This window comes from Altererythrobacter rubellus (assembly GCF_030284385.1).
In the GTDB taxonomy this organism is placed as follows: Bacteria; Pseudomonadota; Alphaproteobacteria; order Sphingomonadales; family Sphingomonadaceae; genus Erythrobacter; species Erythrobacter rubellus.
The window spans coordinates 121,507-137,725 of record NZ_CP127221.1 but is presented as its reverse complement, the minus strand read 5'-3'; the positions used below and the strand labels follow the sequence as shown (position 1 = coordinate 137,725).

Genomic DNA, 16,219 nt, shown 5'->3' with positions numbered 1-16,219 from the left:
GTTCAGCCGAACAGGATGTGTGAAAGCTTGCGGCGATTGGCGACAACCCACGGATCTTCCAGGCCAACCACCTCGAATATCTGCAGCAGCTTCGCCTTGGCGGCGCCTTCATTCCATTCGATGTCCTTGGCGATCAAGGAAAGCAACGTGTCTGCGGCTTCGTCACGCTGGCCGGCAGCGAAAGCAGCTTCGGCGAATGCAAATCCAGCATCCATGTCATCGGGGTTAGAGCTGGCAGCATCGCGCAGTGCAGCCAGCTCGCTGTCATCGACCTGGCTTGCGGACAGTTCCAGCGCATTTTTGGCCGGCGTGAGGCCGGGATCATTCTGAATCTCTGGCATCAGTGCATCAAAGATCTGCTGCGCCTGTTGCGCTTCACCTGCAGAAATCAATGCACGAATTAAACCGGCGTGGGCGTTGACGCTGTCGGGTGCCATTTCGACCACTTGCGCAAAGATGGTCACAGCCCGCGTAGCATCGCCGTCGGCAAGCACTTGCTCTGCCATATCTATGAATTGGCTGACATCCTGTTGTGGCTGTTCACCATCAGCGCCGGCTTGCACCGCAACCTGTGCCAGAATCTGGTCGAGCATCTGCTTGATCTGGCCTTCGGTGCGTGCCGGCGTCATATCGGCCACCGGTTGTCCCTGGAACATGGCGTAAACCGTGGGGATCGATTTGACCTGGAACTGTGATGCGATGAATTTCTCTTCATCGACGTTAACCTTGACTAGCACAACGCCCTTGTCCGCGTATTCTGCTGCAACTTTCTCCAGCACCGGGGTCAGCTGCTTACATGGCCCGCACCATTCGGCCCAGAAATCGACGATCACCAACTTGGTCATCGACGGTTCGACGACATTGGTCTTGAAGCGGTCGACAGCTTTCTGTTCTTCAAGATTGAGGCTCATGCTTGCCAAGGTAACTGCTCCTGATACGGTTTGTACGGAGCATTTACCGCTCCGCCTACGCCGCCTTTATGTGGGGAATGCTGCGCAAATGTGAAGGGGGACATTGGCGGCGATGGGCCGCGTGTGCAAGCTTAGCATTTTCCGCTTGCCGGGCCGCACTAGCGCTGCTAATCGCGCCGCCTCCCCAGCAGAGAGATGCCAATTGGCCGAATCTGCGGAGCGTCAGTGAGCGGGCGTAGCTCAGGGGTAGAGCACAACCTTGCCAAGGTTGGGGTCGGGCGTTCGAATCGCCTCGCCCGCTCCATAATTTCAAGGGTTTAGACGAACCCTATCTCCAAAAATCCCAAAATAAACAATATACGGATCATATACGGATATCCGGATAACATCGCTTCAGGATGGAAACCGCTGCCCTGGGGGATTATCGAAAGTTTAAATTTCAAGTTAGCTTTGTGCGATCAGGAGGTTAGGTGATGTTAAAGAATCGGGGGTGTCGAAATCTCTTTTTTTCAGCGCTTGCATTCCTGTCTCTGTCTGCTTGTGGTGGAGAAGATAACTCCGAAAGCCCACAGCCAGCGCCAATCGCATCAACGTCTCCAGACCCACTGGCGTGGCAAGAGGTGACCCCGGAAGAGGTTGGTCTTTCCTCAGAAAAATTAGAGGAGGCAGCAAGTCTCGCGCTTCGAGACGGAACCTATGGACAAGCCTTTATCGTAGTAAAAAACGGCAAAATTGCGTTCGAAAAATATCGCGGCATCTCACAGCAGGAAGCAGACTTTGCAGCTTCTAGGATCGTGGAACTCTCTGCTGCTGATTTGGTGAGTAGGTATGGGGATCGCGACAAAGATAGCCCTGCAACATCTTGGTCGGTAGCAAAATCCTTCACCTCGATACTTTTGGGAATTGGCATTGATAAGGGGATTGTCCGATCTACCCAAGACACCGCTGGGCTATATCTGAATGAACTAGCAACGGATGCAAGATCAAGCATAACTCTGAGAGATGTTCTTGATATGCGCTCTGGACTGGTTCCGATTTGCTCTGATCCTACGAGCAGGCAGGCGAACGAGTGCGGTTCAGAGTATGCAAATGGCGGCAACCTAATATGGGTTGATGATCAAATGACACCATGCCTTACCAGAGGTTTGGCACAGCCTGGAAACCAGTACCCATGGTGGCAAAACGGCACAGCTCCCTATCCAGATCGAGCATGGGTTTATTCTAATTGTGACACCATGATATTAGGAGAGGTTCTCTCTCGCGGGCAAAGCGATCACCTTTCTGAATGGGCTGAGCGTAACCTATTCTCACTAATTGGAATGGACGCGGAATGGTGGACAGATAATTCCCAAGAGAGAGCAGGGAACATCCTCAGCTACTGCTGCCTTGATGCGAAGCCGAGGGACTTTGCGCGCTTGGGGCAGTTAATTCTCAATCGGGGCTCATACGGCGGTAAACAAGTGATTTCGCGAAGCTATATCGACTCTATCGTCGAGGCCGCTAAACAACCGCAGGCATTCTATTTTTCCCAATTTTGGTTCACTGACACCCAAAGTGGTCGACGTTTTATCGTAGCACTTGGCTTTGACGGTCAGATGATAGCAGTTGATGTCGAGCGTCAAATTGTCGTCGTTCGATCAAGCTTATATGAGCCGATCCTAAATGCTACGGGCGAGCGTTCGATGCTCTTGGATCTCGACGCAACGCAACAAAGTAACTGGCTTGCTAGTTTGCCGCGGGGTTCGGGAGCTGAATATTATGCAGAGTACGACTTTCGCAAATTCCTCGATTTAGTCAGCGAAGCAGTTGTGAACTAAGTCGGCCGCTCGACCCATTTCCCAGATCTGTTCTTGTAAATCGCTCGGTCGCAATACTCGTATTTGGAGACCCACTCGCTACCGTTGTGTTTCACACGGCGCAGTGACCGGCGATGGGCTCGCCTCCGGCAGCGCAAAAGGCCCCTGCTAGAGCAGGCCTTTTCGATTTACTTTAAGATGTACGCCTGAACGATTAAATCTCTTGAGAGCGGATTAAATCTGATTACGTCTAAATTCATCGTATCATCGGTAATTTTCACGACATTCCGCATTACAACCACACCGTCAACTAGTTGCCAGAACCCCTGAAATCTTCCGGATGCAAATCCATCAGCGGTGAACCCTCGTCCTTGACCGTCCACAGTACCACTGGTCCTCTGAGGATCGTATGTAAGGTGGTAAGTGGCATAAACTTTCCCATACCCCTCCATGTCACCTTCGGCACTGATCGATGTCACCTCTTGACCCAAAACAACTGACGTTACGTTCATAGCTGTGTCTGGTTGCCGCTTTTCCAAACCAAGTTCGCTATGACCGCTAGCTGCCGCAGGCGCTGCCAAAATGAATAAACTGGCCAAAAAGAATTTTTTCATAGTTAAATCCTTGTAAAATATCATTTTTTTCTCTATATTGCATTAATATATACAGATAAGGAATCACTATCAAGAATTTTCTAATTGCCTTGATAATCAAAAATTGAACATAAAAATTGTCATTGACATGAAATATTTAGATCTTAGCATCTCGAATCGATTAGAAATAAAATTGGATACATTCACAAATTTCAAGATCTTGAATAAAGGAGCGTCAAATGCGTTTTCTATCAGTTATATTTGGAACTTTGCTTTTAACTGTAATGCCGGGCTCCGCGGCCCTGGCGCAATCTCTTGATGTTAATGAGCAATTCGTGGCTGAATTCGAAATTGATGCTGTGGATGTCGATGCGGAAACATTCAAAGCCTCGCTGTCTGGAGAGGCAGGTCCTTATGGCCGCGTTTATTTGTCATATGATTTTACGAACAAACAGAATTTAGACACCATGGGTGAATTCACAGGGTTCGCTTGGACGCAAAATGGAGAAGAGATCGTAACGGGTACCCTTCAAGGTGTTTGGGTGAAAGCTGGAAAGGTATTTAAGCTTTATACTTTCGATGCGGTATCAAATGGTAAACTTAATTTTGCTATTGGTGAAATTGATTTCGTCAACAAGACAGCGAGATTCGATGTCTCCGAACTAAAGCTCTAAGTAGATCAGCTCATTTTCACACGACTCGTTTTCCAACTAATTTTCATTCCGTAGCAAATATTGGGATAGAGAAAGTCAGAGAGATCTCACATGAAAAAGATGATCCTTGCGTTTGTTGCGACCCTGCTTGCCGCGTGCTCTGCTAACAATGCAGAAGCTCCGGGGGGTACGGGGGAGCCTGCTGTGGCGCACAATGAAAGTGAATGGATTTTGTGGGCGCTTACTACAGCGGCTCCTTCATTCATCGGAGACAACGCAACTGTTATCGCACCTGATGGAACGGTTTTGCAAGAAGGTACCAACGGATGGACATGCCAGTCAGCTAGTCCAATGCCAATGCCTGACACTGGTTATGCAACTGTTCGGGAGGCCGTCCCGGCTTGCTCGGATGAAGCGGCTCAAGCTTGGATGAAGGCCTATATGGCAGGCGAACAACCTGCTTTAGAGACAGATGGCTGGATGTGGATGCTCCATGGCGACATGGGTGCAGACAACTTTGACCACACTGCTATGTCTATCGAAGAAGCTAATCCGGCGCATTGGATCGTTAGCGGTCCCCATCTTATGATGATGCCTGCAGACGTTTCTACTATCGCGAATACCACTACTGATTTTACCAGCGGCGCGCCCTATTTGATGTTTAAGGGCACCGGCTTTGATCATTTGATGATCCCTTTGGAAGGGTACTACGATTTTCAAAATTAATTTGAATCTTGCGAAGTGTTGGGAGGCATACTTACATGAAACTTAAAATAAATCTTTTGGCGGCTTCGGCTATGGCTGCAACAATGTTAGCAGCACCAGTGTCTGCAGACGACCACATGTCCGCACCTAGTTGGGGCAAAGTCGAGACTATTGCCTGCCAGTATAATGACGGCAAATCTCTTGTGGACCTGATGGATGTGGTTTCCAAATGGAACAGCTGGTCAAATGAACAAGACCTCAACAATTATTTTGCTTGGGTCCTAACGCCTCATTATCACTCCGAGTTAAATGGCGGGAGGACCGCGTTTTGGTTTGGTGCATCCCCCAGTGCTGAAGCAATGGGTCAAGCCAAGGATGACTGGGTCGCCAATGGCGGAGAAGTTCTATCTGAATTCAATGAGGTTTGGACCTGCGGCTCCCAATCACTCAGCACCAGCATGATTGTGCGGCCACAGCCTCCTACGCCAAGCAGCACGGCGGTCGTGGACTTTACTGATTGCACCTTCAAGGATGGAAAATCTGTGCTTGATTTATTCGCCGTACAGAAATCGTGGTTTGAATATCTCGACGAGAACGAGGTAAAGGCGACCGTTGCTTACCATCTGCCAGGGGCCGGGGAAGACCCTGATAATGAATACGGTGTTAAAATCTCCACATGGTTTCCTGACATGCAAGAGAAGGGCCGCTTCGAGGACATAATAGCTAACGAAGGTGGATGGATGCGTGCGTTCCAAACGTTTAATCCTATCATGGAATGTAACAGCGAGCGTGTATACAACGCTACCTTGGCAAGAGGTCCAAACCGCTAAGCTCTCAAAGCCAAAGTCGCATACAAAGGCGCCGTCCAAGTGGGCGGCGTCATTTTATTCACAAATGACGTGCCCCATTAAGGTAGGATACGGCTCAAATTGGGGTTCTAATGGCTATAGTTGACCGGCTTCGGGTTTAGCGTGAGGCGGTACATTAGGGCTAGGTAAAATCTTTTGTCATGGTGGCGGCTAGTACGCATCGAGGTAGTGTCGTAGTTGTTGAGGGTTTAGACAGGATCTCGGCTTCTTCGGCAGTGTAGAGGACCGCACATGCAACTCATCTTGATAAATTGGGATATCTCTTGCTTTGATTTGTGGCCACCCCATGCTAATCGAGAACGGAAATACTGGAAGGGAATTAAGATGGTTCGAGCACCGAAGATGGCAATCACGGCGGTAGCTGCCATAGCGGCAAGTATGAGCATGTCAGGCGTCGCGAATGCTGAAGATCACGCACATTCCGGTCATAATGAAACGGCTAATCGGGTGGCGCCAGCAGCTTTATCCGGCCAAATCGTAATCGTATACCACTGGCCCTGCGCCAATACGGAAATTGGACTTTCTCTTCTTAAAACAATGATATCTTATGAGCGAGATGCATCTCCTCATCCATACTCAGCTGCACCGGCGATACACCAGGATGGGGCATTGGTTTCTATCGATGTTCATACCTCAAAAAATTCAATGGAACAGGCCATGACTTGGCAAAATTCTGACGAGCGTTGGCAATCTCTTTTTAAGGAAATGGCAGAGGTTTGCGGTTCTGTTGAAGATCTCACCACGAACATGTTTATAGTTCAATAAGCAGTGATGCTGGAATGAATATGAAAACGAGCCCGAGCGACCGGGCAAACAAGTCGTGTGATAATCTTTGGTTTTAATATACCTAGGGCTAGCCGTTAAAGCTTTCGCTTCCTTGCTATTCAACCTCAGAGAACTTCAAGATCGCAGGTTCAACGCTGCTGTTGTTGTACGTCCCAACCCAAATATCATACTGTCCGCTTTGAGGTTTTGATAGCTTGACCTCAGGGTCAAGGTCGCCACCGCCGTCATCATCGCAAAGCCAATTTCCATTCGGAGTATTGATGATAAGTGTGGTGTCTACATCGGATTCCACGGTAATGATCAACGGCAAAGCACCAGCTTTATAAATGAGGCGATAATCTGGGGCATCTGCAATCCAGCCGGCGCAATCTCCGCCCAAGTCTTTTGCATCGATGTTGCCGCCCGATCTTAAGTTTACTGTGTAGGGGTCAGGTCTGAACCCAGCATCTAAACTAGTCGATCCAAAACTGGGATTCTGAGTGACCTCTTGTGCTGAGGTCGCACTCGATAGAATTAAGGCTATAATACCCGCAGAAAAGGTAATTTGGCGAATTTTCATTTTTCACTCTACAGTCAGGTGCGTTCAAAAAGATCACGCAGTTAACTCGAATAGCCTGCCTAACACAAATTCTTTGCTTGCGCCACGACAACAATTTGCTAAACGCAATGTTACATCATTACATACAAGGTGGGGATCACCTTGGGCAATTAGAGCTAACGAGGGAAAAGCCCATGAAAATCAATGGAGCGAACCTTGTTTCGCAAAGCGCAATTGCAACTGCACTGGCTTTGACGGCTGTGTCTGCCCCGGCATATGCGCAGGACAATGCATCTGGTGAAGGCACAGAGACCGATCCGCATGACCGCGGAACCATTATCGTTTCTGCCGACGCGTTAAGCGAACTGGACTTCATTGCTGGTCAGGACGTGATCGAAGTTGAGGAGATCCAGCGCGACTTGACGGGTCAATTGGGTGATCTTCTCGTCAAAGTGCCTGGTGTTTCGGCAACCAGTTTTTCCCCTGGTTCATCGCGCCCGATCCTGCGCGGTCTGGATGGTGAACGCGTCCGCGTTCTCATCGACGGATTGGGCACAGCTGACGTTGGCAACACCTCTGCCGACCACGCGACGTCGATTGATCCGCTGACCGTTGAGCGCGTCGAAGTGCTGCGCGGCCCGGCTGCGCTGCTTTACGGCAGCCAGGCCATCGGTGGTGTGGTGAACGTGATCGATCGCCGCATGCCAGTCGCTATGCCAGAGCATGGCTTGCACATTGAAGGCCTGACAGCGTTTGACACAGCTAGTGAGCTGCGCAGCGGCGGGCTTTCTGTTGATGCCGGAATTGGCGAAAACCTCGTCGTGCACTTTGACGGCTCATACCGTGAGACTGACGATCTTGAGATTCCAGGTTTCCAGCTTTCCGAAGACCTGCGTTTGGACCTTTTGGCAGATGCGGATGAAGAGGAAGACGAAGGGGAGCTCGAAGAAGCTGAAGAGCTTCGCGAAGCTGCTGAACAGCGCGGCTTTGTACCTAACAGCGCGACAGAAACGTGGACCGTAAACGGCGGGATTGGCCTCATTGTGGGCGAATCAACTTTCGGCGCGTCGGTAGGTTACTACGACACCAGCTATGGTCTGGTCGGTAATCCCGAAGGCGGCCACCACCACGGCGAAGAAGGCGAAGTGGAAGAGGAAGAGGGTGAAGAGGAAGAAACTGTCTCCATCGGCCTTGAACAGCTTCGCGTCGATTTGCGCGGCGATATCACGCTCGGCGATGGCCTCTTCTCTCGCCTGAAGCTGCGCGGTGGCTATTCTGACTACACCCATATAGAGTTCGAAGGCACAGAAGTCGGAACAGTCTTCGATACAGAAACGATCGAAGCGCGTGCAGAGCTGGTTCAAACCACTGGCGGTGTCATCGGAGCGCAATTCACATCGCGTGACTTCTCTGCCGTCGGAGAAGAAGCATTTGTATCGCCCAACGAGACAACGCAGTTTGCACTCTTCACTGTACAGGAATTCGATTTGGACGGATTCCAGATCGAAGCTGCTGGCCGCTTCGAGCAAGTCGATGTCGAGTCAGGGCCGCTCGGACTTGAGCGTGATTTCAGCCTGTTCTCGGGTGCGTTGTCGCTGGTCCGTGAGACTGAAGGCGGAGCACGCTTCGGGATCACAGGGTCTCGGGCAGAGCGCGCACCGGCTGGCGAAGAACTCTTCGCGGACGGTCCGCATATCGCGACGCAAGCCTTTGAAATTGGCGATCCGAACCTGGACAAGGAAAGTGCACTTGGTGTCGAACTGTTCGCGCGTGCCGGAATCGGCGCAGCGCAGTTCGGTGCTTCGGTTTACTACCAATCATTCGATGACTTCATCTATCTCTCTCCGACAGGAGAAGAAGAAGATGAGTTGCCGGTGTTTGAGTTCCTGCAGGATGACGCGGACTTCTTTGGCTTCGAAGCCGATCTTGTTGTCCCGCTGATTGACAACGACTCCTACAATCTGACTGCAGATTTGCGAGCATCCTATGTCTCTGCAGACCTTGACAATGGAGGTAATGTACCCCGAATCCCCCCGGTAAGTGTGCTTGCTGCACTTGAATCGGATTTTTCTGCTTTCACTGTTCGCAGCGAGGTGCAGTGGTTTGGTGAGCAAAACAATGTTGCCGAATTTGAAACTCCGACAGACGACTTTGCCTTTGTAAATCTGTTCCTCTCCTGGCGCCCGCTTTCTGACAATCAGAATGTCGTGGTACAGCTTGCCGGTGAAAACCTTTTCGATACGACGGGCCGCCGCCATTCCAGCTTTACGAAGGAATTCTTACCGCTGGCTGGCCGCAACATCAAAGCTAGCGTCCGCTTCAGTTTCTAACGCTTTAACGGAACGATCCGAACAGGGGGAATGGCGCCGTGCCGTTCCCCCCTTTTGCGGCTTAGCTCTCGACTGCGAACGTCAGATCGGCGTGTTCCTGTAAACGGTCAACCAGGGCCTCGCCCAGGAATGAGCCCGGCGTGCCAACGCCACCTGACTTGTCGCAGGATAACAGCGCAATGCCGGTTTCGGTCAGCATACGGCTGGTCGAGCCATAGCCCGGATCATACTTGCCTTTGACGCCGAAATGCAGGGTCTCGCCATCGGGCAGATCGGCCACGAACAGCACATCATAGAAGCCGTTCTCGCGTTCTTCCTTGCTGGGCCCCTCGCCCGGCTTCGGCGGCTTTGCGCCGAAGGGGTTCTTCATCATTTCCGCCACCGCATTTGCTGCGGCCTTGCCTGCCTCGCCCGGACTGGTCAGCATCATTTCGTCATAAACGAAGTCCTCACCATAGGGGAAACCGGCCAGAAAATTGGTGCGGTGGACATTCTTGGTATTGATCGGTGCCATCACGAATGGCGCGGCCCATTTGTCCAAATCCTTTTCATAGTGCGGAATCATGCCCGATGGCTGCTCGGGCCCTTCAAAGCCCGGAGTAAGGCCGAATGAAGAACGCAACACGGCAAGCAGTGTGGGCTTGCGCGCAACCGCCTTCATTGTCTCAGTCAGGCTGGCCGCTGTCCCGCCTGAGAAAGTGCCCTGCATCGCGCGGACACGCCCGCGAATACGCGGCGACGGTTTCCCGGTACGCTTCTCGACTTCTTTCTGAGTCATCATCACGCCGAGGTCGAACGGGATAGAATCGAACCCGCTTGAGAAACAGATCCGCGCGCCAGATGCCTTGGCGGCTTCGTGATGCTCGTCGATCATCTCGCGCATCCAACCTGGTTCTCCGCACAGATCCGCATAGTCAGTGCCGGTCTTCACACAGGCTTCGACCAGCGCATCGCCATAGAGCTGATACGGGCCGACTGTTGTCAGCACCACGCGGGTGCGATTGCACATGGTCTCAAGGCTAGCCGGATCGTTCGCATCGGCAACCACCAGCGGGGTTGTGTCCGGTGCGCCAATCTCGTCGCGCACAGCCTCCAGCTTGTCCAGACTGCGACCGGCCATCGCCCAGCTGGGGCAATCTTCGCGGTTGCCGTAGTGCTGATCGAGATATTCGGCGACCAGACGGCCAGTATAACCGGTTGCTCCATAGACGATGATATCGAATTCGCGATTGTCCTTGGACATATTTGCTCTCCTTTAAGCTGGCTTGATGCGCGCCATGCTTCAGAGAGTCAAAGCCGTTACGGAACAGCGGTTCCGCGGAATCGCGATTTTAAAGGCGGGGTAAGGTCACGCCGCGCTGCCCCATGTATTTGCCCGCGCGATCGGCATAGGTGACTTCGGGCCGTTCATTGCCTTTGAGGAATAGAAACTGGCATGCGCCTTCGTTGGCGTAGATCTTGGCCGGCAGCGGCGTGGTGTTGGAAAATTCCAGCGTCACATGACCTTCCCAGCCCGGCTCCAGCGGCGTGACATTCACGATGATGCCGCAGCGGGCATAGGTGCTCTTTCCAAGGCAGATTACCAGCACATCTTCAGGAATGCGGAAGTATTCGACCGTGCGCGCGAGCGCGAAACTATTGGGCGGGATGATGCAAACGTCGGTTTCGCGATCCACCAGGCTTTCCGCATCGAACTTCTTCGGATCAACAGTCGCCGAATTGACGTTAGTGAAGATCTTGAACTCGGGTGCAACCCGCGCGTCATAGCCGAAAGAGCTAAGGCCATAGGAAATGCAGCCTTCGCGGCGTTGCGCCTCTACAAATGGCTCAATCATGCCATTTGTCTGGGCCTGTTCCCGAATCCATTTATCTGAAAGAATCGCCATAACCGAGTGATTCCCGAAGGCCGCGCGCGGGGCAAGCAGGGCCGCGAATTTATCTGGGGGAGTCTTTCGTATCGCGCTGAAAACGGACCGTTGGCTTCGGCGAAGGTTATGTGAGAGAAGATCGTCCAATCTGCGATATTTGTGACAGCAACTGACAATCTTAAGTGTCAGCTTCCGATCCGGAATACGGCCGTCGGTGCTTCGCTGGCGTCTTCCCATTACCTGCTGGTTGACTCAATTGATTACCTCCGCGCCCAATTGCGGATTGAGGCTGGTAACGTGATTGAGCCATTTCTTCGGGCGACGCAGCATATTTTCAGGATACTCAACCCTCAGGCCGATTATCTTGGCGATCTCACCAACGAAATGGATGCAATTGCGCTTGTCGAGATCGTAATATTTGCCAGGCGCATCGCGCCAGGCGCGCATGAGAGCGATGACTTCGCGATATTGCGCGTCCGTTATGGTGATTGTGAAGTGCCGGTTGGTCTTCCTGATGTACTTTGGCTCTTCGATAGAGATATCGTGCTCCACCGGCCCGTTCAGAATCCGGGTGCTGACCGTTTTGGCGGTAAACCCGTAATTCTCGTTGATGACTTCGCCTGAACTCTCAAGCTCGCCCTCCAGCACAATGAATGCATGCGGGTACCGCCCGAACAGCACCGAGCCGTTGAAACTGTGAAAGCTGAGCTGGACATCAGCCAGCGCTGGTGATGCCCAGCCGAATGTGAGCAATGCGAGCAAGATCGAGAGGTAGCGCCCCATAGCGCGCTGTTTTAGCGTGGCTTTGCGGAGGAGCAAGGCGGTTTAGCCTGCCAGCAGGCTCGCATTGCCGCCCGCCGCGGTCGTGTCGACGCAAGTGACCCGTTCTGTGGCAAAGCGCGCCAAATAATGCGGCCCACCTGCCTTGGGGCCCGTGCCCGACAGGCCTTCGCCGCCGAATGGCTGGCTCTCCACCACCGCGCCAATCTGGTTGCGATTAACGTAGAAATTCCCCACACGCGCGCGCTGTTCAATAAAACGCTTGGTTGCCGCAATGCGGCTGTGCAGGCCAAGTGTCAGGCCAAACCCGGTCGCATTGATATCGCCGATAACCTTGCCAAGATCTTCGGACGCAAACCTTGCAACATGCAGGATTGGGCCGAAGTTCTCGCGCTTGAGATCGAGGATTGAATTGACCTCGATGATCGCTGGCGCGACGAAACAACCCTTGCTGGTGCCTCGCGGCAGTTTGTGCCGCCACACATTCGCACCGCTTTTCTTGCGGCGCGCAACGTGGCGTTCCAGCGCGGCTTTGGCATCGGGATCGATCACCGGGCCGACATCGGTGTGCATCAAGACCGGATCACCGACATTCAGCGCATCAAATGCTCCGCGGATCATTTCCAGCATTTCGTCGTACACGTCATCCTGAATGTACAGCATGCGCTGCGCCGAACAGCGTTGGCCCGCACTCTGGAAAGCGCTGGCCAGAACGTCACGCACCACTTGCTCGGGCAAGGCCGAGCTGTCGACAATCATCGCATTCTGGCCGCCGGTCTCCGCGATAAAGGTCGCGATCGGGCCTTCTCGTGCGGCCAGCGAGCGGTTGATGGCCTGGGCGGTCTCGGTTGAGCCGGTGAAGGCAACGCCGGCTATGCGCGGGTCGCTAGTGATCATTTGCCCAACATCGCCTGCGCCGGGTAGCAATTGGAATGCTTCTTCGGGCATGCCCGCCTCGTGGCAGAGCCTGACTGCAAGTGCAGCGATCAACGGGGTTTGTTCAGCCGGCTTGGCAACAATCGTATTTCCTGCTGCAAGCGCGGCGGCTGCCGGACCGATGAAGATGGCGAGCGGGAAGTTCCATGGGCTGATCGTGGCAAAGACGCCGCGTCCATGCATCTGCAATAGGTTTTCCTCTCCGGTCGGCCCCGGTAAAGTGATCGGGCCGGAAAACTGGCGCCGCGCTTCAACCGCGTAATAGCGCAGGAAATCAACGGCCTCGCGCAATTCCAGCACAGCATCGACCAGCGTCTTGCCAGCTTCACGCTGGCACAGCGACAAAAACTCTACTGTATGGTCTTCGAACAGCTCAGCCGCGGCTTCCAGTATTACCGCGCGTTTCTGTCCGCCCAATGCATCCCAACCGGGTTGAATATCGAGCGCACGGGTGATCGCATCGGCAACCTCTTGCTCGGTGGAATCGCGGCGTGTGCCGACCTCATGCGTTAAATCTTGCGGTGCATTGATCGGAGCCTCTTTGCCCGCTTCTTCGCCTGCAAATGTTGGCGCGGCATACCAGTGCTTTGTCCCAATCGCGGCAAGCTGATCCTGCAAAGGCGCAAGTACAAGCGGATCGGCAAGATCCACGCCCGCGCTATTAATGCGGCTGCTGAAAATGTTAGCCGGCAGCGGGATCGCCGGATTGCGCTTGGGATCCAGCGCCACAAGTTCGGTCACGGGATCGCCGGTCATCTCTTCGACCGGAATGTCCGCATCGGCCATGCGGTTGACGAAGCTGGTGTTCGCGCCGTTCTCCAGAAGCCGGCGGACCAGATATGCGAGCAGTTCCTTGTGCCCGCCTACGGGCGCGTAAATCCGAACATTGGTGCGATCATTGCCTTCCGCCTTTGCGAGCGCGTCATAGACTTCCTCACCCATGCCATGCAGGCGCTGAAATTCGAAAGCACGCCCAGCCGCCAGCGCTTTGATCGACCCGATGGTCAGCGCGTTATGCGTGGCAAAGGCGGGCAAGATGACATCGCTGTGTTCAAACAGGCGGGCGGCACAGGCGAGATAGGACACATCGGTGGCCACCTTGCGGGTGAACACCGGGAAATCATCATATCCGCCAACCTGGCTCAGCTTGATTTCCGTGTCCCAATATGCGCCTTTGACCAACCGCACAAAGAAGCGGCGGTTGTTGCGCCGGGCAAGCTTTGCGGCCCAATCGCACAATGGCACGCCGCGTTTCTGATAGGCTTGGATGGCCAGACCGAACCCTTGCCATTGCGATCCATCGGGCCGGAGGAAAAGGGCGTCGTCCGATGCCAGCTCTTCGATGATATCCATCGACAGCTCAAGCCGTTCGGCTTCTTCGGCATCAATCGTGAAATGAATGTCGGCATCGCGCGCTTTGATCGCAAGATCGCGGACGATCGGCACCAGTTCAGTCCGCGCCTGGTCTGCATGCAGGAAATTGTACTTCGGGTGCAGCGCAGAGAGCTTCACTGAAATTCCTGGCGAATTGGCAACGCCGCCCGCAGCCTCGCTAGAGAGGCGATCAAGCGCTCGATGATAGGCCTGCGCATAGCGGCCTGCATCGGCATAGGTCATGGCGGCTTCGCCCAGCATATCGAAGCTGTGCGTAAGCCCCATCTTGCGTTCAGGCTTCGCACGGTCGAGCGCTTCGTCGATAGTGCGACCAAACACGAATTGCCCGCCCAGGATCTTCATCGCCTGAAGCGTTGCCTTGCGCACAACTGGCTCGCCCAGACGGTTCATCGTGCGCTTCAACGTCGCGCCCATGCCGCGTTGCTTCGCTTCAGGGGGATCGAGCACTTCGCCGGTTAGCATAAGCGAGAATGTCGCGGCGTTGACGAAGGTGGATGAGCTTTCGCCTAGATGTTCACCCCAGTCTATCTCGCTCAGCTTGTCGCGGATCAGGAGGTCTGCAGTCTCTGCATCGGGCACGCGTAGCAATGCCTCTGCAAGGCACATCAGAGCGATGCCTTCTTCAGTGTCCAGCCCATATTGATGCAGGAACGCATCGATGCCGCTCGCCTTGGTCTTGCGCGCATCCGTAATCAGCTTGGCGGCCAGCTCTCCTGCCTCAGCATGCAACGCAGAGGCAGGTTGAGCTTGTTTGAGTCGTTCGTTGACACAGACCTCTTCCGTTTCACGATAGGCGCGACGAATAGCGGAACGGTCAATCAGATCGTGCGAGGACACGGCAGCGCGACTCCTGCGAAATTGGCGTTAGGGAGATCGCCCTTGAACCCGGTTTCATATGTAATCAAGTTTTGTGAACACGCCCGAGTGCGCTGCAAGCTTGCAGTTCTGGGCGCATAACCGCTAGTCGCAAACCATGAGTTCAAAAACACCCGATCCAGGACTTTTCGCAGGCGATCTGTTCGGCGAAGTCTATCAGGCCGAATTGGTTACGAAGCCACCGCGCGTAACGCTGGGCGTGCTATTGCCTGGATTGGTGACATGCCTGATCGCGTCGCTTGCGGCGATGTGGCTGTCAGAGCATTATGGTTTTCCCGCGATCTTGCTGGGCCTGTTGATCGGGCTGGCGCTGCATTTTCTGTCAGAGCATCCTGCATTGGGCGCTGGACTGGATTTCGCCGCGCGGCATTTCCTGCGTATCGGGATCGTGCTGTTGGGATTGCAAGTCACGCTGATGCAGATTGGTGCGATAGGCTGGCTGCCATTTGCGGGCCTTTTGGCAATCATGGCGGCCGCATTCGGTGCGGGAATGCTCGGCGCGAAACTGTCGGGGCAAGGCCGCTATGCTGGGATTCTGGCGGGTGGAGCCACCGCTATCTGCGGTGCGTCGGCGGCCTTGGCGCTATACAGTGTGATCGGGCGCGATAGGCTCGATCAGGCTCGCTTCACGATCACATTGGTGGGGGTGGCTCTTGCCAGTGCCCTGGCGCTTTCGGCCTACCCACTGATCGCGGAGACGCTTGGGCTGGATGAGGTCGCGGCGGGCTATCTGGTGGGCGCTTCGATCCATGATGTCGCGCAGGCCATCGGCGGTGGCTATGCGATTTCCGACGCGGCAGGTGCGCAAGCGACGATCATCAAGCTCGCACGGGTAGCGTTGCTGGCGCCGGTAGTTGCACTGGTGGCGTTGTGGCTCGGCGAAGCGGGCGCGTCTGGCGAGTCTCGCAAGCCGATGTGGCGACGCGTCTCCATGCCGTGGTTTATTATCGCCTTCCTCTCACTGGTGCTCGTCAACAGTTTCGTCAGCATGCCGGGCGGCGTTGCGGAGAACGGGCTGGCCGTTTCCAAATTCCTGTTACTGCTGGCTGTGACCGCAACCGCAATGCGTTCGCGCCTCTCGCTCTTGCTGGAAGCAGGCTGGAGGCCGATGGCGCCTGTTATCACAGCAACGCTGGCATCCTTCGCAATGGCGCTATTCGTCGCTACTATGCTGATCTAGCAA

Annotated in this window: 14 protein-coding genes and 1 tRNA gene; 8 read left to right on the top strand and 7 right to left on the bottom strand. The window is 54.0% G+C overall.

Going from position 1 to position 16,219, the window contains the following annotated elements; genetic code table 11:
* Positions 1–2 precede the first annotated feature (2 nt).
* Positions 3–911 carry a tetratricopeptide repeat protein gene (locus tag QQX03_RS00655; protein ID WP_285976921.1) on the bottom strand — a complete coding sequence of 303 codons (909 nt, stop codon included), beginning with the start codon at positions 909–911 and terminating at the stop codon, positions 3–5.
* 229 nt (positions 912–1,140) lie between these two features.
* Here QQX03_RS00655 and QQX03_RS00650 point away from each other — a divergent pair.
* Both QQX03_RS00650 and QQX03_RS00645 read left to right on the top strand, forming a co-directional pair.
* Positions 1,141–1,215 (top strand) — tRNA-Gly (locus tag QQX03_RS00650).
* 169 nt (positions 1,216–1,384) lie between these two features.
* The gene (locus QQX03_RS00645) at positions 1,385–2,728 is read left to right on the top strand and encodes a serine hydrolase domain-containing protein (RefSeq protein WP_285975966.1); all 1,344 of its coding nucleotides are present in this window, start codon (positions 1,385–1,387) and stop codon (positions 2,726–2,728) included.
* Positions 2,729–2,895: 167 nt separating this feature from the next.
* On the opposite strand, the gene QQX03_RS00640 is transcribed toward QQX03_RS00645, so the two are convergent.
* A complete protein-coding gene (locus tag QQX03_RS00640) occupies positions 2,896–3,345 on the bottom strand; it encodes a hypothetical protein (RefSeq protein ID WP_285975965.1) in 450 nt (149 codons plus the stop codon).
* 194 nt (positions 3,346–3,539) lie between these two features.
* On the opposite strand from QQX03_RS00640, the gene QQX03_RS00635 reads away from it, so the two are divergent.
* The 4 genes from QQX03_RS00635 to QQX03_RS00620 all read left to right on the top strand — a co-directional run bounded on the left by QQX03_RS00635 (position 3,540) and on the right by QQX03_RS00620 (position 6,292).
* Positions 3,540–3,974 (top strand): hypothetical protein, encoded by a 435-nt coding sequence (locus QQX03_RS00635; RefSeq protein ID WP_285975964.1) that lies wholly within the window; start codon positions 3,540–3,542, stop codon positions 3,972–3,974.
* 90 nt (positions 3,975–4,064) lie between these two features.
* A complete protein-coding gene (locus QQX03_RS00630) occupies positions 4,065–4,679 on the top strand; it encodes a hypothetical protein (RefSeq protein WP_285975963.1) in 615 nt (204 codons plus the stop codon).
* A 35-nt stretch (positions 4,680–4,714) separates the two neighbouring features.
* A complete protein-coding gene (locus tag QQX03_RS00625) occupies positions 4,715–5,488 on the top strand; it encodes a hypothetical protein (RefSeq protein ID WP_285975962.1) in 774 nt (257 codons plus the stop codon).
* 270 nt (positions 5,489–5,758) lie between these two features.
* A complete protein-coding gene (locus QQX03_RS00620; protein WP_285975961.1) occupies positions 5,759–6,292 on the top strand; it encodes a hypothetical protein in 534 nt (177 codons plus the stop codon).
* Between the two features lie 115 nt (positions 6,293–6,407).
* Here QQX03_RS00620 and QQX03_RS00615 read toward each other — a convergent pair whose 3' ends face one another.
* Complete coding sequence (locus tag QQX03_RS00615; RefSeq protein WP_285975960.1) at positions 6,408–6,872, bottom strand: hypothetical protein; 465 nt, start codon at positions 6,870–6,872, stop codon at positions 6,408–6,410.
* Between the two features lie 173 nt (positions 6,873–7,045).
* Between QQX03_RS00615 and QQX03_RS00610 the strand changes: the two genes are divergently transcribed.
* A complete protein-coding gene (locus tag QQX03_RS00610) occupies positions 7,046–9,181 on the top strand; it encodes a TonB-dependent receptor (RefSeq protein ID WP_285975959.1) in 2,136 nt (711 codons plus the stop codon).
* 61 nt (positions 9,182–9,242) lie between these two features.
* Here QQX03_RS00610 and QQX03_RS00605 read toward each other — a convergent pair whose 3' ends face one another.
* The 4 genes from QQX03_RS00605 to putA form a co-directional block, all read right to left on the bottom strand.
* Entirely contained in the window at positions 9,243–10,424 is a 1,182-nt protein-coding gene (locus QQX03_RS00605) for a saccharopine dehydrogenase family protein (RefSeq protein WP_285975958.1), read from the bottom strand.
* 88 nt (positions 10,425–10,512) lie between these two features.
* Entirely contained in the window at positions 10,513–11,067 is a 555-nt protein-coding gene (gene dcd, locus QQX03_RS00600; protein WP_285975957.1) for a dCTP deaminase, read from the bottom strand.
* Positions 11,068–11,301: 234 nt separating this feature from the next.
* The gene (locus tag QQX03_RS00595) at positions 11,302–11,832 is read right to left on the bottom strand and encodes a hypothetical protein (protein WP_285975956.1); all 531 of its coding nucleotides are present in this window, start codon (positions 11,830–11,832) and stop codon (positions 11,302–11,304) included.
* A 42-nt stretch (positions 11,833–11,874) separates the two neighbouring features.
* Positions 11,875–14,997: a bifunctional proline dehydrogenase/L-glutamate gamma-semialdehyde dehydrogenase PutA gene (gene putA / locus QQX03_RS00590; protein WP_285975955.1), complete on the bottom strand. Its 3,123-nt coding sequence runs from the start codon at positions 14,995–14,997 to the stop codon at positions 11,875–11,877.
* Between the two features lie 136 nt (positions 14,998–15,133).
* Here putA and QQX03_RS00585 point away from each other — a divergent pair, with 136 nt between their 5' ends.
* Complete coding sequence (locus QQX03_RS00585) at positions 15,134–16,216, top strand: YeiH family protein (protein ID WP_285975954.1); 1,083 nt, start codon at positions 15,134–15,136, stop codon at positions 16,214–16,216.
* Positions 16,217–16,219: the final 3 nt, after the last annotated feature.